This window comes from Vibrio sp. EJY3, assembly GCF_000241385.1.
Classification (GTDB): domain Bacteria; phylum Pseudomonadota; class Gammaproteobacteria; order Enterobacterales; family Vibrionaceae; genus Vibrio; species Vibrio natriegens.
The window spans coordinates 1715801-1737050 of sequence record NC_016613.1; the positions used below are offsets into that span (position 1 = coordinate 1715801).

Genomic DNA, 21250 nt, shown 5'->3' on the forward strand with positions numbered 1-21250 from the left:
CCGTTTTTTCTTACTTAAAGACATCTATTCTCGTAAATGTTCCAGATTACTAATCAAGCTATTCGCGATATCTGCCGCAGAAGCACCGTCAAAATTAACCTCTAAATCCATACCACCTTTATGAATCATCAAGGTTGAATTAGGACCTCTTTCCGTCACGGTGATACTAATATCGTCAACTTGTCCGCTGTAATCGCCAGAACCTAAGTCATCAAGCAATAGCGAGATGTCACTCTGACTCACATCTTCAAACAAATCAGCAAAATCAAGCTGATCGCCGGTTTCAAAGTCAGTAACGGTGTCCGTAGCAGACTTCATTTCTGTCCATTTGAAGACGTCGTCACCTTCACCGCCCGTCAAGATATCATCGCCTAAACCACCGATTAAAATATCATTACCGCTGGTGCCGACTAACTCATTGTCTTGCTCGTCACCCATAATGACGTTGGACTCGGCATCTGCCGCCGCGGTCAATGTGAGCGATTGAGTATTGTAATCAGCCGTTGCGACAGACTCAGCAGTGACGTTATTGAAGTCAACAGATACGGTTGCTTCGTTACTTAGCGCACCATCAGTATCGATTGCCTGATAAGTAAAGTCATCGTTCACATCAGTAAAGCTGGTAATTTCAGTCCCAACTAAGGTGAAGCCCGCTTTATCACTTGAACTGTTGGTTTCTGGAGTAAGTCGAATTTCATCAAAGCTACCATTCGCCATATCAACTGTGATAAAACCTTCATGATTACTTGTATAAGTAATATCAGTTGAGTAAAACTGCTGCACATCAACAAGAGCACCATTTAGGAAGATGTACGCCGTTAACCATGCAGCACCACTATTGAAACGGTCATTCAGACTCGCTAAATTCAGTTTCGCTTCGTTTGCTGATAAATCCTCATCCAGCTCTAGCGTAATATACTCACCAGTACTGATTTCATCACCCTGACCCGTTTCACTAGGAGAAATAACAACTAACCCGACCTGTTGATTTGCAAAATCGACTGAGATCTGAGCGTCTGAATCAAAGATGATGCTGTTACCAATGGTGATTATCTGCCCTCCAGTGAAGGTTAAGTTCGAGTTAGGTGGTGTATAAGAACCAACCAAGATATCTTTCCCTTGATCTTCAAGGAGATCAGCGGAATCAAAGCTCTGCTCATCAAAGAAGTCATCAGTCAGACGGTACTTAATATCTGTATTTTCATACAACTTGTTATTCGGATCATTTAAAAAGTCCTGATCAATGATGACTTCTACACCATTGTCCAGATAATAAAGCTCTCCATGTTCAGGTAATGAAGTTATAACAATTTCAAGATCGGCATCATTTGCACCATTGGCATCATCTTCGAGGTCTTCAACTCGCTGTTCATTGGCGCTTGTTAGTCCATCAAACTCCACATCCTGAACAGGGAACATACCTTCTTCAACATTGAGAGAGATGATGAAATCACGAGCTGTTGGCGGTGAGTTGTCCACGATAGTCGCTAGACCTGTGTCACTGCCTTGTACTGGGCCTAAGCCAGTTACGGTTACGCTGAAATCTTCCGGACCTTCATATACACCGTCATCGATAGACTCGATACGTAGGTCAAATTCAGTCATGCCCGCTGGCACCGTCACGACACCACCGACAGGCACGGCAACCCAACCTGAACCGGTATTGTATTCTAGCGTGCCAAGGTCACCTGCTACTGTTTCATCCGGGTTTAGTGTCAACTGAACCTGCACCGCCGCTTCTGAAGCATTACTTAATGACACGGTAAATGTAGCGAAATTACCTTCATCAATGGTACCTGCATCCGAGATAGACACAGTTGGACGATCGTCGTCCGTTTTAGTGCCATCATCCACGATGGTCGCCAGACCAGTATCGGTGCCCTGCACTGCGCCCAAACCATTCACGGTAACACTGAAGTCTTCTGGTCCTTCGTATACTTCATCATCGATGGTCGCAATACGCACATCAAATTCCGTCATCCCCGCCGGAACGGTCACGATGCCATCCCCAGGTACTTCCTCCCAGCTCGAACCAGTGTAGTATTCAAGCGTGCCAAGGTCACCCACTTCTGTTTCGTCTAGGTTTAATACCAACTGCACTTGAACTGCACCTTCCGAAGGATTGCTCAATGACACAGTAAAGGTCGCGGTGGTCCCCTCATCTACGGTACCAGCATCTGAGATAGAGACGCTTGGACGATCATCATCAGGGTTAGGACCAGGGCCGTTACCACCGTCGTAAATAATGCCCAGTGCAGTGTCGGTACCAAGTACTCCTGTAGCACCTTGGACTGCAACCGTGAAGGTTTCATCACCTTCATACACATCGTCGTCCGTGGTTGGTACAAACAATTTGAGATCGGTTTGACCCGCTGGAATGGTGTACGTACCATCACTGTTGGCGGTCACTACTGTTCCATCCAACAATGTAACCTTAATAGCGCCGATGTCGCCAGGCTCAGCAGTATTAGCTCCTCCTGTTGACGTGTTCAATCTTACCGTCACGTCAATGTCTGCCGCTGCCGATAACCTGACCGTATAAACAGCGTCAGTGCCTTCATTTACACCCACGCTATTTTCTACGATATAAACACTTGGACGGTCGTCATCCGGGTTAGGACCAGGACCGTTACCACCGTCGTAAATAATGCCCAGCGCACTGTCACTGCCGACAACGCCCGTGTCGCCTTGTACCGCCACGGTGAAGGTTTCATCCCCTTCGTAAACGTCATCATCTGTGGTTGGCACGGTCACTTTCAGCTCGGTTTGACCCGCTGGAATGGTGTAGGTACCGTCACTGTTGGCACTCACCACGGTCACGCCATCGGCTAAGGTCACTACAAAGCTACCAATGTCGTCCGCTTCCGCTGTGTTGCTGCCGTCGGTTGAGGTGTTCAACCTGACGGTCACATCGATATCAGCCGCTGCGGATAACTTAACGGTATACACCGCGTCAGTGCCTTCGTTCACACCCACGCTGTCTTCAACGATAGAGACACTTGGACGGTCATCATCGATTAAGGTGCCATCGTCTACAATAGTCGCGGTTCCTGTGTCTTGCCCCTGAACGACTCCTATGCCAGTCACGGTCACACTGAAGTCTTCAGGTCCCTCATACACATCATCTGACGTAGTGCCAATGCGCACATCAAATTCCGTCATGCCCGCCGGTACGGTGACTAGGCCACCTGCTGGCACTTCTACCCATCCTGAACCAGTGTTGTATTCCAGGATACCCAAATCGCCGACTTCGGTCTCATCTGGGTTTAATGCCAACTGAACCTGGACCGCATCTTCAGACGCATTGCTTAACGTCACGGTAAAGGTCGCAGTGCTACCTTCGTCAATCGTACCTGCATCGGAGATCGATACGCTTGGACGGTCATCGTCTGGATCCGGCTCAGGACCACTGCCATCATCGACGATGGTTGCCAGGCCAGTGTCGCTGCCCTGAACGGCACCAATGCCGGTTACGGTCACGCTGAAGTCTTCCGCGCCCTCGTAAACCTCATCCTGAACGGAGGCAACACGCACATCAAACTCGGTCATGCTGGCTGGTACGATCACCATGCCATCGACAGGCACACTCACCCAGCCAGAGCCGGTATTGTATTCGAAGGTACCCAAATCGCCCGCTTCGGTTTCCCCTGGATTTAGAGTGAGTTGAACCTGTACTGCGGCTTCAGACGCATTACTCAAGGACACCGTAAAGGAAGCGATGTCGCCTTCATCGACAATACCCGCATCTGAAATCGATACGCTTGGACGGTCATCGTCTGGATCCGGCTCAGGGCCACTGCCATCATCGACGATGGTTGCCAGGCCAGTGTCGCTGCCCTGAACGACATCAATGCCAGTCACGGTCACACTGAAGTCTTCCGCGCCTTCATAAACCTCATCCTGAACGGAGGCAACACGCACATCAAACTCGGTCATGCCTGCTGGTACGGTCACCACGCCATCGACGGGCACACTCACCCAGCCGGAGCCGGTATTGTATTCTAAGGTACCCAAATCGCCCGCTTCGGTTTCCCCTGGATTTAGAGTGAGTTGAACCTGTACCGCGTCTTCCGAGGCATTACTCAAGGACACTGTGAAGGAAGCGATATCGCCTTCATCGACAATACCCGCATCTGAAATCGATACGCTTGGGCGGTCATCGTCTGGGTCCGGCTCAGGGCCACTGCCATCATCGACGATGGTTGCCAGACCAGTGTCGCTGCCCTGAACGGCACCAATGCCGATTACGGTCACGCTGAAGTCTTCCGCGCCTTCGTAAACCTCATCTTGAATTGAAGCAATACGTACTTCAAACTCGGTCATGCCGGCTGGTACGGTCACCATGCCATCGACGGGCACACTCACCCAGCCAGAGCCGGTATTGTATTCTAAGGTACCCAAATCGCCCGCTTCGGTTTCCCCTGGATTTAGAGTGAGTTGAACCTGTACCGCGTCTTCCGAGGCATTACTCAAAGACACCGTAAAAGAAGCGATATCGCCTTCATCGACAATACCTGCATCCGAAATCGATACGCTTGGACGATCATCATCTGGGTCCGTTCCCGGACCGGTTCCGTCATCCAAAACAGTTGCAGTACCAGAAACAGGCGTCGTTTGGTCTGCGGTTGTGCCAGTCAAGGTAAAGGTTTCTGGACCTTCATAAATATCATCATCAACCGTATCTAAACTGACCGTGAAAGACTGCTCTCCGATTGGGAGAGAAACTGTGAACGTCCCGTCTTCATTGACTTGGATTTCTTGAGTCGTACCATCTGATAATGTGACGATTACGGTGGTATTTACGTAGTCAGTTCCCTCTTCACCAGCAGAGCCGCCGACTGCTGAGCCATCACCCAAAGTCATTTCAATATCCGTAATGGCTTCGGTTGCCTGATCTAAAGTGACGTCAAAAACGACTTGGTCACCTTCATTGACTGTTGGGCTGGATATTTCTTGAACGACGACCTCTGCAGGCAGTGGCGTTACTTGAGGAGCAGGTGCTTGAGGTTGGAAAATGTCCAGCAGAGTCTGAACTTGAGTACTAGAAAATCCTGTTCCATTTATGCCAACTGTCTCAAAATTAGTACTAGCTAGTACTTCAGTACCAGTTCGGTTAATCGCCCCTGTAGTTTGAGGGCTTGAGCCGTTAACCCCACCAGCTGCGGTATCAAACTCTTCGCCAAGCTGTGTTGGGTCCTGCCCCTGCCCGATGGCTTCAATCAGGGCGGTAATGTCATCCGTCACATTGATCGAGCTGCCTTGCGGTGTAACTTGCTCAACAACTAGCTCCGAAGTATCTGAAACCTCTTCGATTATTAATTCACCAGGCTTTGGAGACTCTCCTTTTGCAAGGGTTCTTATATTCCCATCAAGCCCGATCACGACTATGTTGCCCATTAAAGAGCTCAAAGTTACTCGATCCATACCTACCTCGCCCCAATTCAAACTAATCCAAAAGTTTGTCACCTTTTAATTTACGACTATAGTTTAGACAAAATCATCATATTTTTCGTTGTATGTTTGGTGCTTACGAAGCTTTTCAACTCAAGGGGCGGGGTTTTCTAAAAGCGGGTAAATGCACTGTCTTCGGACCGTTATGATGTTCAAAATTCAAGCTTTTTTCCTGTTTTGGCCTATTGGTTGGTTAAGCAACTATTGACCTATGCGCCACGGTTTATACAGGTAAATCCGTGGGTTTTCTAATCAAAAGCCTTGGTTTAACAGTAGGTTGATCTATTCCTAACTCAAACACTGTTAATTGTGGTGTTCTGTCTCACCAATGAGATAAAACAACAAAAAGAATCACGATTTTTAGGAGAATTACCGTGAAATGGAACCGACTCAAATACGCCTGTTGTTGCAGCTTAATGGTGTCTATACCCGTTTTCGGTCAAACGTTAGAGCAAGCAGTGACATTGACGTTACAAAACAACCCAGATATTAAAAGTGCATTCAACGAATTTACGAGTAAGCGGTACGTAAATGATGCTTCTACAGGTGCTTACCTACCATCTATTGATTTGGATGCGGGGATTGGTTACGAAGGTCTGGACCCGTCAGACGAGGTAGCTCGCGGCGACACAGACTACACCAGAAAAGAAGCGTCGGTCACGTTGACCCAATTGATTTGGGACGGCAGTGCGACGCTGAATGACATTGACCGAACAGCTGCCGATGCAGAATCGGTAAGGTTCCAACTCTTAGCTGATGCGTCAGACAAGGCACTTGAGGTCGCAAAAGTTTACTTAGATGCCGTAAAAGCCTATGAAGTATTGAAACTATCAGAAGACAACCTTGCGGTTCACAAAGATATCTATTCAGACATTTCAAAGCGCGTCACGTCTGGCATTGGGTCAACCGCTGATTTAACCCAAGTGGAAGCTCGTATCGCTAAAGCACACGGTAACCTTGCCGCAGCACAAAATAACCTGTACGACACCCATACGATGTTTACACGCTTAGTCGGACAATCACCTCAAGGGTTAATCTTTCCTAGAGCTGATGAAAACTTCCTTCCTTACACGGTGGATGAGGCGGTAAATACGGCATACGAACTCCATCCTGTAATTCAAGTAGCTCTTGCAGATGTCGACTCAGCGAAGTTCCAGTACAAACAATCAAAAGGTGTGTACTACCCAACAATTTCGATAGAAGCATCGCAAACATGGCGAGATGATGCGGATGGTCTAAAAGGCCGAAGCGATGAAACCTTAGCTATGCTTCGACTTCGTTATAACTTGTTTAACGGCGGCAGTGATGTCGCTAACGCAGACAGTTTCGCTTACCAACTTAACAAAGCGAAAGATTTACGAGAAAGTGCGTACCGAAATGTGGAGGAAGGGTTAAAACTTTCTTGGACAGCGCTGGATTTAACACTCCAACAAAAAGAGTTTTTGTCGGATCACGTAGATTCTGCTTCTGAAACGGTGATTGCCTACGAAAAGCAATACAAGATAGGTCAACGAACCCTTCTTGATGTCTTGAACACACAGAATGAACTGTTTGAAGCGCGTAAAGACTACCTTGACGCAAAATATGCAGAACAGTTTGCAAAATATCGAGTAATGAACGCAACAGGTCAGCTTCTCAGTGCATTGAGAGTCGAAGTTCCACAAGAATGGCTAGATAAGGTGGAGTACTAATTATGAAATACATAACTATTATTGCACTATCATTCGCAGTGGCTGCGTGTAGTTCTTCACCAGATGAAAACGGTGACGAATATGAATACATGGATACACCTATTGCTGAGCAGAGTGCCGATCACCTTGATGATGATAGTGACGGTGTGATCAACGAAAGGGATTTGTGTCCGGGTACACCAGAAGGTTCTGACATAGACAACGATGGTTGTGGTGAATATGAAAATTCATCAGAGAAAATGCAGCTTCGAGTTCTGTTTGCCAATGATTCAGATGTCATCAACCCTGTGTTTTCGCAGCAGATATACGAGTTGTCTAATTTTTTGAAAGAGTATCCTGAGACCTCTATTGAAATTCAGGGTTACGCGAGCCGTACAGGTACTCCAGAACACAACCTGGACCTTTCTAAACGACGCGCAAATAACGTTAGAAGCAAGCTGCTGAGTAACGGAATAAGCCCTGAAAGAGTGACTATCGTCGGGTACGGAGATACTGTTCTGGCAACATCAGGAACCGATGAAGTAAGTCATGCTCAAAACCGACGAGTGACGGCAACCGTGATCGGGTATAAAGGCGAAGTAAAAAAAGAGTGGACAGTCTTTACGACGCTACCAAAGAATTAACCTGAATATTGCCACCATTAAATTAAACAAAGGAGCTTCGGCTCCTTTCCTTTTAGCAACGATGCAAACCGTATTATGCTTTAGGAATCCTCCCTTTAATGTTAACCTAGCTACGTCATAACAATGAGAGTTTTGAAATGAGCAAACTTACATCAGATATCCAAGAAAACCTTGACCTTTTCGTGTCCGAAACTAAAGAAAACCAGTTAGTTTGGGGTCTGCGTAACGAAGAAGGTTGGCTATCCTGCGATTCGACTGAATTCGAAAATAGTGAAGTTATGCCTTTCTGGTCATCGAAAGAAGATGCAGAAGCACATAACGTTGAAGAGTGGGCTGATTTCGATGTCCTGGAAATTCCTTTGGATATTTTTGTAGAAGATTGGCTTCTTACTCTTGCTGAAGATGGTGTTCTTGTTGGCACTAACTGGAACGCGCAGTTAGAAGGCAAAGAAATGGAACCACAAGATCTAGCAAAACTTTATGTAGACTAATTGATGAGACCTCAGCCCACAAAGCTGGGGTCTTTTAATTTGGTATTTTTATAACTTTCACTCCAAATATCGACAAAGCGCATAGTTTTTGTCACTCTTTTCGCCTTTACATACTTCACTGATTCATACAACTCAGTAGATAATGAGTAATCTATCCATACAAAAGTAATATCGATAACATCATAATATGCGCACGCTGTATCTCCTGCTCTGCCTCTTGCTTTTTTGTAGTCCGGCCTATAGTCACCCTCACTACAGCCAACAAAATCAGAATGTTACCCAGTGGCATTCTGTTTATCAGGCCACATTAAAAACCAATGCCAAGTCAGCGCTCAGCCTGCTTCAAAGCCGCTATCACACCGCAAAATATGACAGTGAGAAGCTGTATGTAAGTGGTTTGATTTATGAATACATGTCTAACATGAAACAGCCCTATTATGGGAATAGCCAAGGGCGAAACAATGCGTTTGCCACGCTCGAAGCCGAATACATTCTCGCTTTAAATGAGCGAAGACAAGGCAGCTATGATGCGTCGGTAAAGAGCTTTATCTCGCTAAGAAATAAGATGAAACAAAGTGCTAGCATCGAGGGTGAAGCCCTGATGAATTACCAACTTTGTTACACCTTGAATCAACAAGGGCGTTACCACAAAGCGCATTTTTTCTGCTCATCGTTAGAAAGCCATTTTGATAATAAGCATCAGGAGAACTTCCCGAAAGATCTCTCGCTTCGCGTCATCGCCAATAACTACAATTTTCGTGGCGATTATGAAAAATCGATAAGCGTATACCGCCGACTTCTTGCAAATATGCCCTATCAGAGCGACCCGTCTGGAGTCTATAACGATGTTGGTAATTTATTGGCAGAGCTCGGGCAGTTTGAGCAATCTGAACAATATCTAATACAGGCCCTGCTTGCTCGTCAACAAGATGGCACACCAGTCGAAGTAGCACAGGTCGAGCACAGCCTTGCTGCCATGTATGCTAAAGCTAAAGACTTTGATAAAGCCATTACACACTATAAAAACTCACTCACTATCTTAGAGCATTTTGAGTATCCATACGGTCAAGGTTTAGTTTATCTTGGCCTTTCATCAGCTGAAGCCGAATCTGGCAATGTGGAAGAGGCGCTCAAGTATGTTAATCAAGCTTTGGGGCTTGGTGAACGGTACGAAAACAACCATCTTCAAACCGAAGCGCACTTAGCCGCAGGTTTTGCATACCTGAAAAGTTTGGATGCAAAGACTGCGATTGAGCACGCTAATTCCGCGCTAAGATTATCGACGGACAATTCACGGCCATTACTGCAAGCCAAGGCGCAACTGCTGCTTTCTAAGGCTTATCAGGCCCTGAATAACTTTCAAGCCGCTTTGTTACATTACGAAGCGTATTCAACATTAGAGTTGGCAAATCGTGATTCAAAAAACATGAAAGCGATGGAAGCTCTGGACCTCACCAAAAATGAGTATGAGTACGATCTTAATCTTGCTCGCTTAAACATTGAGCGCAATCTAAAACAAACTGAATTTGAGAAACTTACAGAACAAAAAACCATCTATAACTTTATTGTTTTCTGTTTGGTGGTTTTACTCATACTGACACTTGTCGTGCAGCGACAGGCTAGGAAAAAGGCGCGTTTAGATAGTTTGACCAGCGCTTTGAATCGTTCCACCAGTATTGAAACGATAAAGAGACAGGCAACAAAAACAGACGGAGAATTACGCTATGTCCTCGCGTTGGTCGATTTAGATAACTTTAAGTCAATTAACGATGCTTACGGACATCCGGCAGGAGACTTGGTACTCAAGCAGGTTTGTCAGAAAATCAGCACGAAGTTGAACAAAGATGACTTTATTGGGCGCTTAAGTGGTGAAGAGTTTGTTCTGCTACTTAAGAATGTTGATGAAATAGATGTCCCATTCCGAATTCAGAGTCTACACAAAACGATATCAGAACTAAGCATCAAAACAGAAAAAAATGAAGAAGTCGTTGTGACAGCAAGCTTGGCCTATCTCGCGACATCAAATCCATTAACTCATTTTGATGAACTTTATTCGATTTTAGACCAAGCGCTATCTCAGGCAAAAAGCGGCGGCAGCAATGTGCTTGTCGATGCTTACGACCAGCCTATCAACCTGAGTAAGGGATAATACCAGTCTCACTGGAGTTATCCCTCATGTATCAAGCTTCGGAATTTTGTTTTTCAACCAATGACTGCATAACCGCGTCTTTGTTATTCAGGTAGTCCTCTAAACCTGCTTTACGCAGATCACAGGATGGACAATCACCACAACCATCGCCGATGATGCCGTTGTAACAAGTAAGCGTATTTTCGCGAACCAGTTGCAGCGCATCATACTGGTCAGCTAGCGCCCAGGTTTCCGCTTTGTTCAGCCACATCAATGGAGTTTTAATCGTCAACTCACGATCCATACCTTTTACCAAAGCGGCATTCATTGCTTTCACGAAGTCGTCACGACAGTCAGGATAGCCACTAAAGTCGGTTTCACAAACGCCAGTGATAACTGTCTCTGCACCAATCTGATAGGCATAAATGCCCGCTAGTGTTAAAAACAGAATGTTGCGCCCAGGAACGAACGAGTTCGGCAGGCCATTTTCTTGCAGTTCATGCGAGACAGGAATGTCATCACGAGTCAGAGAGCTAATAGCCAGTTCGTTTAACAAGCCCACATCCATCACTTTATGCGCTGCAACACCCAAGTCTTTCGCTACCTGTTGAGCTACCTCGATCTCGAGTTTGTGACGCTGACCATAGTCAAAAGTGATCGCGTGTACTTCATCAAATTCTTTCAGTGCCTGAACAAGACAGGTAGTCGAATCCTGCCCTCCACTAAAAACAACGACGGCTTTTTTCATGTTACTCTCCGAGCTTAAGCAATACTTAGGTATTTATGAGTTTGAATCGACAAACGCCAATTGCGAGCAACACAGGTATCAATACACAATTGAGTTGCGCGAGGCTTCTGGCTAATCGGCTGCAGAGCAATGATCGTCTGCTGTTTAATCTCAGCAGACGCTAATAGCTCATCAAGATGGTCGATATCTTTCTGAGTCCCTACCGGATGCTTGATTTCATTCGCTCTTTCCAATGCGCTTTTCAGCACGGGTAATTTACCTTTCATTGCCACTTTTGGTGACACTGTCACCCAGGTTTTCTCTGTCGTCACGACTTCTGACGTCCCGCTGGTCTCAATCTGGCACTGGCAACCCATGTCTTCAAACGCTTGTGCTAACGGGCGTAAATCGTAAATACACGGCTCACCACCAGTAATAACGATATGCTTTGCGTTGAAACCTTGCTTCTTATATTGCTCTACGATGTCTTCTGCCGTTGCAACACACCACGTCGGAGAATCTTCCGTCTTTATCAGAATATCACCAATCGAACGTTGGTCCTCTTCTGCCGCCTCCCAGGTCTGTTTCGTGTCACACCATGAACACCCAACCGGGCATTCTTGAAGACGAACAAAAACAGCAGGAACGCCAGTAAAGACCCCTTCTCCTTGGATGGTTTCAAACATCTCATTTAGCTTATACAACGTAGAACTCACTCACTCATAATACTTCGAGGCGAAGACCTTAATGGAGAGCTGTGTCTAGGTCAATTCAAACCAAAAATTAATTGTTAAAATAGACCATTTTGTAGTTTCATAGGCAGGACGCGTTTTAGTGGTTGTTAATAAAAGGTTGTTAATAAAATCACGCCGCAATTTTGAATTTTAAGGTAAGTAACATGTATAAACTGATCGCCCTAGACATGGACGGCACGTTGTTAAACAGCGAAAAAGTAATTTCAGATGAGAACAAACAAGCGATCGCCAAAGCTCGAGAGGCTGGCGTAACCGTTGTTTTGGCCTCTGGCCGTCCAATCGATGGCATGCAAGATAAGTTAGATGAGCTGGACATTCGTTCAGACAAAGATTTCGTTCTCTACTACAACGGTTCAATGGTGAAAAACATTGGCACAAATGAAATCATCCACCAGCAAATCATTGACGGTAAAGCAGCGAAGTTGGTCGCTCAAAAAGCAAAAGAACTCGGCGCTTATGTGCATGCGTTTAGTCAGGTTCACGGGTTGATCACGAACGAAAACAACCCTTACACCGATATTGAAGCAAAAATTAACGGTCTTAATGTCACCGAAATGTGCTTTGAATCTCTGGAAGATGACCACCCAATTATCAAAGCGATGATGGTTGCAGAGCCAAGCAAGTTAACCGAAGTCATTGCTGCATTGCCGTCGGAAATGCGTGACAAATTTACCGTCGTTCAGAGCGCGGCATACTTCCTGGAATTCCTTAACCCATTAAGCAATAAAGGCATTGGTATTGCTGCGATTGCTGAGCACTTATCTATTAAACCGGAAGAAGTGATTTGTATGGGTGACGCAGAAAACGATCATCATATGTTGGAATTTGCGGGCTTAGGCATCGCGATGGAAAACGCTATGGAAGAAACCAAAAAGATCGCCGACTACATTACGGCAAGTAACGATGACCATGGTGTGGCAAGAGCTATCGAAAAGTTTGTTCTGAACGCTTAATAAACTCAGCTTTAACATTTCAGTCCAAATAACAAACGGCACTCAATCTAAGGGTGCCGTTTTTTAATCTTGTTATACCGAGCGTCGGATAACTGTACGTGATAATTTATCGAGCGGCTTTACTCTGGTGGCTGTGGCCATTGAATATATGGTGGATTCGGTTCCTCTTCAGGAGGCACAAACGATGGAACCGTATTTTTTACACTGCCTAAACTCTTAACGTATTGGTAGACAGCGCGTAAGTCATCTTCTGTCATGGTATTTAAAATCCACCAAGGCATTGGAGGCCTGGTTTTGAGCTCTTTTGCTGTGGCTACCCATTCTGATTCACTCAAATTACCAATGTACTCTCGCAAGTTTATAGGGTAAGTGGTTCCCCATGGCCCTCGAAAACCGAGCTGTTCGCCAAGTAGCCATTGAGACTCGGGTATGGCTCCACCACTCGGTGCATAACCAGCGGTATGACAATCGTTACAACCACCTATTGTTACCAAGTACTTTCCTTTCGCCTTGTTGTCATCCCCCATATCACTTGACGTAGCCACAGGAGAGATAAAGATAGTCATCAATAGAATTACGGAATGTATCCTTCGAATTGCCATAATAGCCATACCTATACTGTTTTATATTGGCTAATTATAGTTCTATCGATAAGAAGCGCGATTATTAGCTGTTGAACACGCTAATTATTCTCTTTCTGAAATAAACTTACTCGCCTCTTCTTGATTATTACCCCTTTTAAATGAGCGAAATGCTACATATTTACAGCCATTTAGTTCATGTCTGAGTTCTGAAGCCTTCTCTATACTGTCTTAAATAATTTATCACGAGGCTATGTGAATGACGGACTACGAAAAAATGGTGGCTGGGGAGCCGTACTTAATTAACGACCCTGAACTAGTAGAAATACGCTATCAAACCAGAGATAAAACGGATCACTTCAACCAGCTAAGTTCTCGTCAGACGGAAGAAAAAACACAGGTTATCAAAAGTATTTTTAAGCACGTGGGAGAAAACGTGCATATAGAGAAAGGCTTAAGAGTTGACTATGGCATCAACACAACGCTTGGGAACAACGTTTTTATTAACTATAACTTTGTGCTGTTAGATTGTTGTCCAACGACGATTGGTGACAACGTTTTTATTGCGCCCAATGTGCAAATTTATACGGCCATTCACCCGCTAGACCCTCGCGAACGTAAAGAACATATTGGACACGCGAAACCCATTACCATAGAAGATGACGTCTGGATTGGTGGAGGCTGCATTATTCTGCCTGGAGTCACAATAGGAAAAGGCAGTACAATTGGTGCTGGAAGCGTTGTAAACAAGTCTATCCCAGCAAACAGTGTGGCCGTAGGTAATCCGTGTAAAGTGGTTCGCTCGCTTGAATTTGTATAATCAGGCTAACTGGTTTAAACAATGATATAGGAAGCCTCGGATTTGCCATACGAGGCTTTGCTTCATCTATACGCTCATCAGCCTTGCGACTCTTTTAAATTCCTTCAGCCGCTTTCTGGTCTGCTTAAACGCAGACTTAGCTGACTAAATGGTGCGTTGAAACTGGCCATTCTGAGCATTGAAACCCAGCTTCTTAAACAACGCCTGAGAACGAAAGTTACCAGCATCTATATCTGCATATAACTTTGTAATTCCCAGCGATTTGGCATGTAAAAACAATACACTGAGTGCTTCAGACATATAGCCTTGCCGCCAGTAATCCGAATTAAGTAAACAACCTACCTCACATGCTTGACCACAATCACTAAAAGTATGTAAGCCGCAAGTACCAATCACTTTATTGGTGCTTTTATCGGCAATTGCCCATTCTAATGATTCACCTGACTTCTCTAAACGGGCGACGCTCTCCAACATTTGCTGAATCATGTCTTGCGATGTAAAAACAGCATCGGAAGCAAACTCCATTGTTTGAGAATCACCATAGATTTCAAACAGATCGTCTGCATCGTGCGCTGTGATTGTCCTTAACGTCACCCTACTTCCCAATAACTCAGGATTCATGCTTAGCCCTGATTGTTATGGTCTGAGCCATTTGTACATAACTAAACTGTCCACATACCCCAAACGACCATGTCTGTAGGCTTTAGGTATCGTACCAATTATACTGAAGCCAAGTTTTTGCCAGAGATTAACCGCGACTTCATTCGTCGAGACAACGCTATTGAATTGCATCGCTTCAAAACCAAGTTCTTCGGCTAGCTGTTGCGAATGCTCACACATCTTGCGCGCGATACCTTTCCCTCTCGCTTCGCTTGCAACCATATATCCGCAATTACAAATATGATTACTTGGCCCCATTGCATTAGGCTTCAGGTAGTAGGAACCTAAAATCACGTCGTTTTCTACATAAACGTACGACTTCAACGGAACTTCACACCAGATGTGGTAAGCCTCTTCCATCGTCATTTCTGGATCAAACGCGTAGGTTTCCTGAGCGCGAATAACGGCTGAAAAGGTTGGCCAAAATAACTCAAAATCAGCCTTCGTTGTTTCCCTGAACATTCAAATTCCTCTCGAACACAATACTTTGCGAAGACGTACGCAACGCAAACTCTAACCTTTGTATACCTTTTGGTAGAGTGAGTAACCAGCTAGCAATAAACATGGAGTATACCAAGACATTGAGGTTACACTATATTTATTCGCCAACCTGTAAATCATATTGATCACCAAAGTCACCTCACAGGTTATATAGGCAATAAAAAAGGTTTTTATCCATTCAGCACATTTGTAAGTGCCTGATTGCAGCCAGGTCATTTCGTCAAGAATAAACGTGCATGAAACAAGAAATGAAACCCACAAGCACGAGGTTCTCGCACTTTCCAGCTCAAACCAATCTATAGACAAATTCAATAAGAAACTACTAACGAGAATAATGTTGAGAATCGACATCCCTGATACCATGCAGATAAATTCTGCAACAATAACAGACCATTATTTCTAGAAGCATACTTTTGGTACTACTGTTTGCGAGCAAGCTAACACCACTTAGAATTGAAGATACCAAGCGTTAGAAATCATCTTAAACGCCTGGCACAGTGCGTTACTCGTAGTTTCGCTTACACCAGTTTTCCCAGTTGTTTTCACCCAAACTCTTTCTAGCCTTGATAATTCTAAATATGGTGATAAATCCCATTAAAATACCAAACAAGGCGAAGCCAATAAGATAGAACCTCCAATGTTCAGGCTGTTTATGCCAAGAGAATGCCCACATGAACGCTCCCCATAATGGCCCCAAAAGTAAGCTATCCATTAAAAACACTTTTACTAGCGACTGGAATACTAGTGGCTTTTTCGAGAGGTCTTTGTATTTTGGCCAAACAAATATTGTTGGTTTAGTTAAGTCCACGGGAACACCTTTTTCAATCAAGTGCAACCGGATGAATTCTGCCTTTTCCATAAAAACCCCACTAACTATATGTCATTGGAATTTTAAGGCCATCAAGTCATTCGCCTGAAAGGATAATCTAGATGTTACGACAGACTTCAAAATTTGATTATTTCATTGCTGCGTTAAGGGTGAGCAATGCAGGGATAAAAATGTGGGTTTTCCTGAACCACGGGACCCAATAACAGCAATTCTCTTCATGGTGCTCATCTAGTCTTCATCCTGACCTATCAACTCGTGTAAGGTGAACTCGTCCATGAAAGGAAAGATTCGCTAGCTTGCTTTTGGGGGTCTTGGCAATACGAGAGCATTTCTTGATACGATACGGGCTTGCTGTACAGATAGCCTTGGTAAAAATCAATGTCGTTTTGTGCTATCGAATTTAACTGCTCTTGTGATTCAATACCCTCTGCGATCACCTTAGTACCGATCGTATGAGCCATCTTAGTCACCGCAGAGACTATGCTTTGTTCTTTTTCATGCAGACAAATGTTATCAATGTATGACTTGTCGATTTTTATATAATCTATTTTTAAATTTCTAAGCACGGAAATAGAAGAGAAACCCGTTCCAAAGTCATCGACTGAAATCATCACACCGATCTCTTTTGCACTTAAAATACTTTGAGTTAGCTTCTCAATATTCGTAATCATTGCGGTTTCTGTGATTTCCAAATGAACATTGTTTGGGTTTACCGAATACTGAGAAATGAACAGTTTTAAACTATCCAAGAAGGTTTCATCTTCGAACTGAATAACCGAAACATTGATTGATATGGAAATGTACGGATGCATCTTGTTGACAGCAGCTAACGCTTCAATAGCCATTTTTAACACTAACCGCCCAAGATCTATTATCAATCCATACTCTTCAGCCACCTTTATAAATTCGTCAGGCGAGACTCGTTGCCCTTTTAAATCCCACCTAACTAATGCTTCAAAAGAGTGTATTTTATCGTCTCTGACGCTTGCTATTGGCTGATATTGCATATAAAAACTATTATCGTTAATCGCTTTTTTTATAGCTTCACACAGATACTCTTTTCGTTCATAACTCTCTTGTATATTCTTGCCAAAACAACTAACACGTAGGTTATTTCTTTTTCCATGACTAACCGCTAAATACGCATTTCTGATCGCAGTATTGATTGGGACGCTATCATCACAAATGTAATAGCCAATATGATAGTCCGGTTTAACACGAATACTTCCTGACTGAAAATACACGGTTATCTGTTTCTTTAAATTACTAATAAATTTTTCTAGTTCTACTTTTGAAAAAACGTAAGTGTGTATAATAAATTCATCACTCCCATACCGGGCAGAAATTGAACCGTGAAGTTTATCATTATTTAATAATATCTCACCAACTTCCGAAATAATAAAGTCACCATACTCATGACCATAGTTATCGTTAATAAGATGCAGATTTTCTATATCAACATGTATAAAGCTATTGAGTAGTGCAGGATTGTTTTTATTAATGCGTTTTATAGCAATCGCTGGGGCGAAATTATTTCGGTTATATAACCCGGAAAGCATATCACGACGTTCTAATGTAAGTATTCTACTGGTCCTAGAGTCAACCTCATTTTCAAGGCTCGATACTAAGCTTTCAATTTTAGTTTGATTATCGATTGATGCGTAAACAAAATTGGCACTTCTTATGGCTGTCAAACATAGTGCAATTCCATAAACGATCCCCATTACCCCAAAGTTTCTTAGCGTAACATCGTTTCCAGTAAGTAATATAAAGCTGTATGGAAAGATGGTAATTGCTACGTACACCAGAGCGGAACGCCGATCAACAGAGAGTAATGTGACGCTACCGCCCGACATCCCACAAAAAATGACTAATGTGAACATGACTTCTTCTAATGTCATTGTTTGATGAAATATATAAGGGTATGCAGCCCATGCAATTGCTGAGACAGTGACACCAATAAAATGAAAGTCTAATTTATATTGGTTGTCGTTAGAAATACCATAATGAACCCAATAACGTACGCCGGTAATTACATAGATCAATAGCAACCAATAAATTTTCTCATTAGTAGCATGAGGCCCATATACATTAGTCATTACTAAAATTGACGCAATGCAAACATTGATCGCCAGTAAGGTGACAATATTAGAGGAAAAGACTAATAAATGGCTGCGTTTGTTCATATAAAACACTAAGCAATTGGTTGCACTATTCTGTTTAAACTAGCTTGTCTAACCAAATAAGTCTATATATTTACTCGATTTAATTGCACAAATAATATTTGTTAAGAAAATTACCATTTTGAGAATGATACCTTTCTAAGTTTACAGTAATCTTGACACTCTCAGGTAAAGCTCGCCGACTCAAACGACGGACAGAAGCGTGTCTGAGTTTCCTAACACGCTTAATTACCGATATTCACACTAGATGCATGGACAAAGTCACTTCGTTTGATCATAAAAACGTTCGAGTGCAGTACCTAGAACCCATTAATCCTTTCTATCAGGCTGAAGAAAATCGCTCGTCCGACAGGGGTCAGCTCATCAGGAAAATCATAATCAGGGTTATGCAGCTGCGGACTCTCTCGACCTGAACCTAATACAAACATGGCTCCTTGTTTCGCGACTTGGGTAAACTGACCGAAATCTTCTGACCAACGCATTGGCTCATCAAGCAAAGTATACGCCGTTCCAGTATCGCGGCAAGCCTGCACGACGAGCTCACAACCCTGCTGCGAGTTCACGCTGGCCTGAAATACATCCTGCCATTCCAGTGACCAATTTAATCCATAGCTGTCTGCATTTTGCTCGGCCAATGCGCTTGCTGCTTCGACTAAGGCTTGCATCGTCTGATTACTTTCACTACGCAGTGTCGCCATCACGACCGCTTCCCCAGGAGCCGTGCCAAACGCGACTTCCCCTAATTTTGCGTGAATCACTGTTACCCAGCAGCGCTCGCTAAGAGATTCGGGCAGAGTATTCAGTTGCGATATAATATTACACATCGCCATAGCTGGACTTACACCATTTTCCGGGTGTGCCGCGTGTGAAGTTTTGCCCTGCAAACGAATGATCATTCCCCGCGAGGCGCAGTTAAACGGGCCGGATTTTACGGCGACGTGTCCGAGAGGCAGACCGGGGTAGTTGTGCAGAGCAAACGCATAGTCGGGCATCATATCGGTAAACTTCGGGTCATTCACCATGTTGATCGCCCCTTCTCCCGTTTCTTCCGCAGGTTGAAAAGCAAGAATCACTCTCCCACTGGCAGGACGGTTTTGATTAAGTATCTCCCCCAACGAGGATACAATCGCCATATGCCCATCGTGTCCACATTTATGAGAAACACCGTGGTGAACAGAGCGATAATCGAAGGTATTCGTCTCATCAATCGGTAGCGCATCCAGTTCGCAACGAATCAGTGTCGTCGGTCCCGGTTTATTGCCTTGGTAAATAAAAGCCAAACCACTTCCACCAAGGCCGGTGACGACTTTATCCGGTACAAAATGGCGGAATTGTTCCATAATGCGCTGCGCGGTTTCGGTTTCCTGATTGGATAACTCCGGAAATTGATGAAGCGTGTGGCGAAACTGGGTCCAGCAAATATCAGCCATAAAACAATGTCCTCCGTGACCATGGCATAGGATTGAGTAAAACCAGAGAGTAGCGTAACTCAACCTACTATATCATTCCGTACATTTCACCTGTCGTTACGTGTAACGTTGAGTATTCTCATGCCAAAGGTCGGAATAACGATAATGTTCAGTTCACTATTATCGTCATGTCACTGCTTTGAAGCTTTGTATTTATGCTGCGAAAACACAATTTATAGCAATCAAATGCGTTTGTGTTTACCATGAAGACAAATGTACCAACCGCGTTTTCACTCTATGGGCACGACAGCAATCACACGACTCCAACAAGACTTATTATTCAAAGTTATCGCAAAACTAAAGGCAGACAACGCGCTGACTGGTTATAGTCTGAATGAATCGTCTTTAGCGTTGCAGTTCGACGTATCAAGAACACCAATCCGCGCCGTGCTTAAATATATGGCCGATCAAGGCATCACCAAAGCGGTTCCTAACAAAGGTTTTGTGCTACTCATCGACGCTGAAAATATTGCGGAGATGGGACAAAACACCAATCAGCAATCCCGTGAAGAGAAACTTTATCTTCGAGTACTTATGGATCTGTTTTTTGGTGAGCTGGAGTGCCCTATATCAGAGAAAGAGCTTCAAGTGCGTTATGACGCCAACCGAGGTGAGATACAAAATGTTCTGCGACTGCTGGAAAGTGACGCGATCCTCCACCGAAGTCCAGGCTACAAGTGGCAACTTGAAGGTGTGCTGAATACACTCGACAGGCATACAGAAAGCTATCGATGCCGCCTTATATTCGAACCCGCAGGTCTGCTCGAACCAAGCTGGAAGCTGGGTCGCGATAAACTTGAAGCTCTACTGGACCGTCACCTAAAAGCCATCGCCGAACCACAATCCGTAACGGCAAGCCAGCTATTTAATTTAAGCGCAGAGTTTCACGAACTACTCACCGCTTGCTCGGGTAATCGTTTTTTGTTGGGCATCATGCAGCAACACAACCGTCTGCGCAAAGCCACCGATCTGGTATCCATGCATATTCAATCCTCTGTGACTACCTCTTGCCAACGACGCGTCGAGATCATTGAACTGTTGTTAAAGGGAAATAACGCTCAAGCCGCAACAAAACTCGCTCAATTGCTGGAAAATGACATTCGCGTTATGAAACGAACCTATCAAGATGTGATGAATGTACCTCGTGCGCAGCGAGAGATCCTATTAAACAACATTGCCCACAAACTCATTTAGCTGGACTTCGAGTTCTACACCTGGGTCCTACTCGCTCCAACCTTCCATTTTTCCACTAGCTCAACATTCCGAGAGCCTGACTAACTGTGTACAGGCTCTTTTACTCATCCCATAGCTTTGCTTGTTCATTCCTATTTTTTTCAACGCTTCGCACTGAAAACACTCAACCAACGCTGGCGTAAACAAAAGTTGCA

The 21250-nt window shown here is 44.3% G+C and carries 16 protein-coding genes; 7 read left to right on the top strand and 9 right to left on the bottom strand.

The window, feature by feature from the left end:
- Positions 1 to 24 precede the first annotated feature (24 nt).
- Positions 25 to 5424 (bottom strand): Calx-beta domain-containing protein, encoded by a 5400-nt coding sequence (locus VEJY3_RS07860; protein ID WP_041170228.1) that lies wholly within the window; start codon positions 5422 to 5424, stop codon positions 25 to 27.
- Positions 5425 to 5825: 401 nt separating this feature from the next.
- Between VEJY3_RS07860 and VEJY3_RS07865 the strand changes: the two genes are divergently transcribed.
- From VEJY3_RS07865 to VEJY3_RS07880, 4 genes are all read left to right on the top strand, one after another.
- Positions 5826 to 7142, top strand: coding sequence for a TolC family outer membrane protein (locus VEJY3_RS07865; RefSeq protein WP_014231915.1), 1317 nt, complete (start codon positions 5826 to 5828; stop codon positions 7140 to 7142).
- Between the two features lie 2 nt (positions 7143 to 7144).
- Positions 7145 to 7765, top strand: a complete 621-nt coding sequence (locus VEJY3_RS07870) for an OmpA family protein (protein ID WP_014231916.1) — start codon at positions 7145 to 7147, stop codon at positions 7763 to 7765.
- 137 nt (positions 7766 to 7902) lie between these two features.
- Positions 7903 to 8256: a DUF2750 domain-containing protein gene (locus VEJY3_RS07875; RefSeq protein ID WP_014231917.1), complete on the top strand. Its 354-nt coding sequence runs from the start codon at positions 7903 to 7905 to the stop codon at positions 8254 to 8256.
- Positions 8257 to 8443: 187 nt separating this feature from the next.
- Positions 8444 to 10405 (top strand): tetratricopeptide repeat-containing diguanylate cyclase, encoded by a 1962-nt coding sequence (locus VEJY3_RS07880; RefSeq protein ID WP_014231918.1) that lies wholly within the window; start codon positions 8444 to 8446, stop codon positions 10403 to 10405.
- A 31-nt stretch (positions 10406 to 10436) separates the two neighbouring features.
- Here VEJY3_RS07880 and queC read toward each other — a convergent pair whose 3' ends face one another.
- Both queC and queE read right to left on the bottom strand, forming a co-directional pair.
- On the bottom strand, positions 10437 to 11132 hold the full coding sequence (gene queC, locus VEJY3_RS07885) for a 7-cyano-7-deazaguanine synthase QueC (RefSeq protein WP_014231919.1): 696 nt from the start codon (positions 11130 to 11132) through the stop codon (positions 10437 to 10439).
- Between the two features lie 14 nt (positions 11133 to 11146).
- The gene (queE, locus tag VEJY3_RS07890; RefSeq protein WP_014231920.1) at positions 11147 to 11797 is read right to left on the bottom strand and encodes a 7-carboxy-7-deazaguanine synthase QueE; all 651 of its coding nucleotides are present in this window, start codon (positions 11795 to 11797) and stop codon (positions 11147 to 11149) included.
- Positions 11798 to 12009: 212 nt separating this feature from the next.
- On the opposite strand from queE, the gene VEJY3_RS07895 reads away from it, so the two are divergent.
- Complete coding sequence (locus VEJY3_RS07895; protein WP_014231921.1) at positions 12010 to 12819, top strand: Cof-type HAD-IIB family hydrolase; 810 nt, start codon at positions 12010 to 12012, stop codon at positions 12817 to 12819.
- A 119-nt stretch (positions 12820 to 12938) separates the two neighbouring features.
- Here the strand turns inward: VEJY3_RS07895 and VEJY3_RS07900 are convergent, their stop codons facing one another.
- Positions 12939 to 13421, bottom strand: coding sequence for a c-type cytochrome (locus VEJY3_RS07900; protein ID WP_020336323.1), 483 nt, complete (start codon positions 13419 to 13421; stop codon positions 12939 to 12941).
- Between the two features lie 238 nt (positions 13422 to 13659).
- Here VEJY3_RS07900 and VEJY3_RS07905 point away from each other — a divergent pair, with 238 nt between their 5' ends.
- Positions 13660 to 14220 (top strand): sugar O-acetyltransferase, encoded by a 561-nt coding sequence (locus VEJY3_RS07905; RefSeq protein ID WP_014231923.1) that lies wholly within the window; start codon positions 13660 to 13662, stop codon positions 14218 to 14220.
- Between the two features lie 144 nt (positions 14221 to 14364).
- Here VEJY3_RS07905 and VEJY3_RS07910 read toward each other — a convergent pair whose 3' ends face one another.
- The 5 genes from VEJY3_RS07910 to VEJY3_RS07935 form a co-directional block, all read right to left on the bottom strand.
- A complete protein-coding gene (locus VEJY3_RS07910; RefSeq protein ID WP_041170229.1) occupies positions 14365 to 14841 on the bottom strand; it encodes a GNAT family N-acetyltransferase in 477 nt (158 codons plus the stop codon).
- A gap of 15 nt (positions 14842 to 14856) precedes the next feature.
- Positions 14857 to 15342 (bottom strand): GNAT family N-acetyltransferase, encoded by a 486-nt coding sequence (locus VEJY3_RS07915; protein ID WP_014231925.1) that lies wholly within the window; start codon positions 15340 to 15342, stop codon positions 14857 to 14859.
- A gap of 541 nt (positions 15343 to 15883) precedes the next feature.
- Complete coding sequence (locus VEJY3_RS07925) at positions 15884 to 16240, bottom strand: DUF6404 family protein (protein ID WP_014231926.1); 357 nt, start codon at positions 16238 to 16240, stop codon at positions 15884 to 15886.
- A gap of 218 nt (positions 16241 to 16458) precedes the next feature.
- A complete protein-coding gene (locus VEJY3_RS07930; RefSeq protein WP_014231927.1) occupies positions 16459 to 18396 on the bottom strand; it encodes a bifunctional diguanylate cyclase/phosphodiesterase in 1938 nt (645 codons plus the stop codon).
- A 296-nt stretch (positions 18397 to 18692) separates the two neighbouring features.
- A complete protein-coding gene (locus tag VEJY3_RS07935) occupies positions 18693 to 19823 on the bottom strand; it encodes an amidohydrolase (RefSeq protein WP_014231928.1) in 1131 nt (376 codons plus the stop codon).
- A gap of 276 nt (positions 19824 to 20099) precedes the next feature.
- Here VEJY3_RS07935 and VEJY3_RS07940 point away from each other — a divergent pair, with 276 nt between their 5' ends.
- The gene (locus VEJY3_RS07940; protein ID WP_041170332.1) at positions 20100 to 21056 is read left to right on the top strand and encodes an FCD domain-containing protein; all 957 of its coding nucleotides are present in this window, start codon (positions 20100 to 20102) and stop codon (positions 21054 to 21056) included.
- The last annotated feature ends 194 nt before the right edge of the window (positions 21057 to 21250 follow it).

What these genes read in the sequence shown, in the direction of transcription:
- VEJY3_RS07905 (WP_014231923.1), top strand. Translation starts at nt 13,660, where the DNA reads ATGACGGACTACGAAAAAATGGTGGCTGGGGAGCCGTACTTAATTAAC.
- VEJY3_RS07895 (WP_014231921.1), top strand. Translation starts at nt 12,010, where the DNA reads ATGTATAAACTGATCGCCCTAGACATGGACGGCACGTTGTTAAACAGC.
- VEJY3_RS07875 (WP_014231917.1), top strand. Translation starts at nt 7,903, where the DNA reads ATGAGCAAACTTACATCAGATATCCAAGAAAACCTTGACCTTTTCGTG.
- VEJY3_RS07940 (WP_041170332.1), top strand. Translation starts at nt 20,100, where the DNA reads ATGGGCACGACAGCAATCACACGACTCCAACAAGACTTATTATTCAAA.
- queE (WP_014231920.1), bottom strand. Translation starts at nt 11,797, where the DNA reads ATGTTTGAAACCATCCAAGGAGAAGGGGTCTTTACTGGCGTTCCTGCT.
- VEJY3_RS07935 (WP_014231928.1), bottom strand. Translation starts at nt 19,823, where the DNA reads ATGGCTGATATTTGCTGGACCCAGTTTCGCCACACGCTTCATCAATTT.
- VEJY3_RS07860 (WP_041170228.1), bottom strand. Translation starts at nt 5,424, where the DNA reads ATGGATCGAGTAACTTTGAGCTCTTTAATGGGCAACATAGTCGTGATC.
- VEJY3_RS07870 (WP_014231916.1), top strand. Translation starts at nt 7,145, where the DNA reads ATGAAATACATAACTATTATTGCACTATCATTCGCAGTGGCTGCGTGT.
- VEJY3_RS07910 (WP_041170229.1), bottom strand. Translation starts at nt 14,841, where the DNA reads ATGAATCCTGAGTTATTGGGAAGTAGGGTGACGTTAAGGACAATCACA.
- VEJY3_RS07880 (WP_014231918.1), top strand. Translation starts at nt 8,444, where the DNA reads ATGCGCACGCTGTATCTCCTGCTCTGCCTCTTGCTTTTTTGTAGTCCG.
- queC (WP_014231919.1), bottom strand. Translation starts at nt 11,132, where the DNA reads ATGAAAAAAGCCGTCGTTGTTTTTAGTGGAGGGCAGGATTCGACTACC.
- VEJY3_RS07915 (WP_014231925.1), bottom strand. Translation starts at nt 15,342, where the DNA reads ATGTTCAGGGAAACAACGAAGGCTGATTTTGAGTTATTTTGGCCAACC.
- VEJY3_RS07900 (WP_020336323.1), bottom strand. Translation starts at nt 13,421, where the DNA reads ATGGCAATTCGAAGGATACATTCCGTAATTCTATTGATGACTATCTTT.
- VEJY3_RS07930 (WP_014231927.1), bottom strand. Translation starts at nt 18,396, where the DNA reads ATGAACAAACGCAGCCATTTATTAGTCTTTTCCTCTAATATTGTCACC.
- VEJY3_RS07925 (WP_014231926.1), bottom strand. Translation starts at nt 16,240, where the DNA reads ATGGAAAAGGCAGAATTCATCCGGTTGCACTTGATTGAAAAAGGTGTT.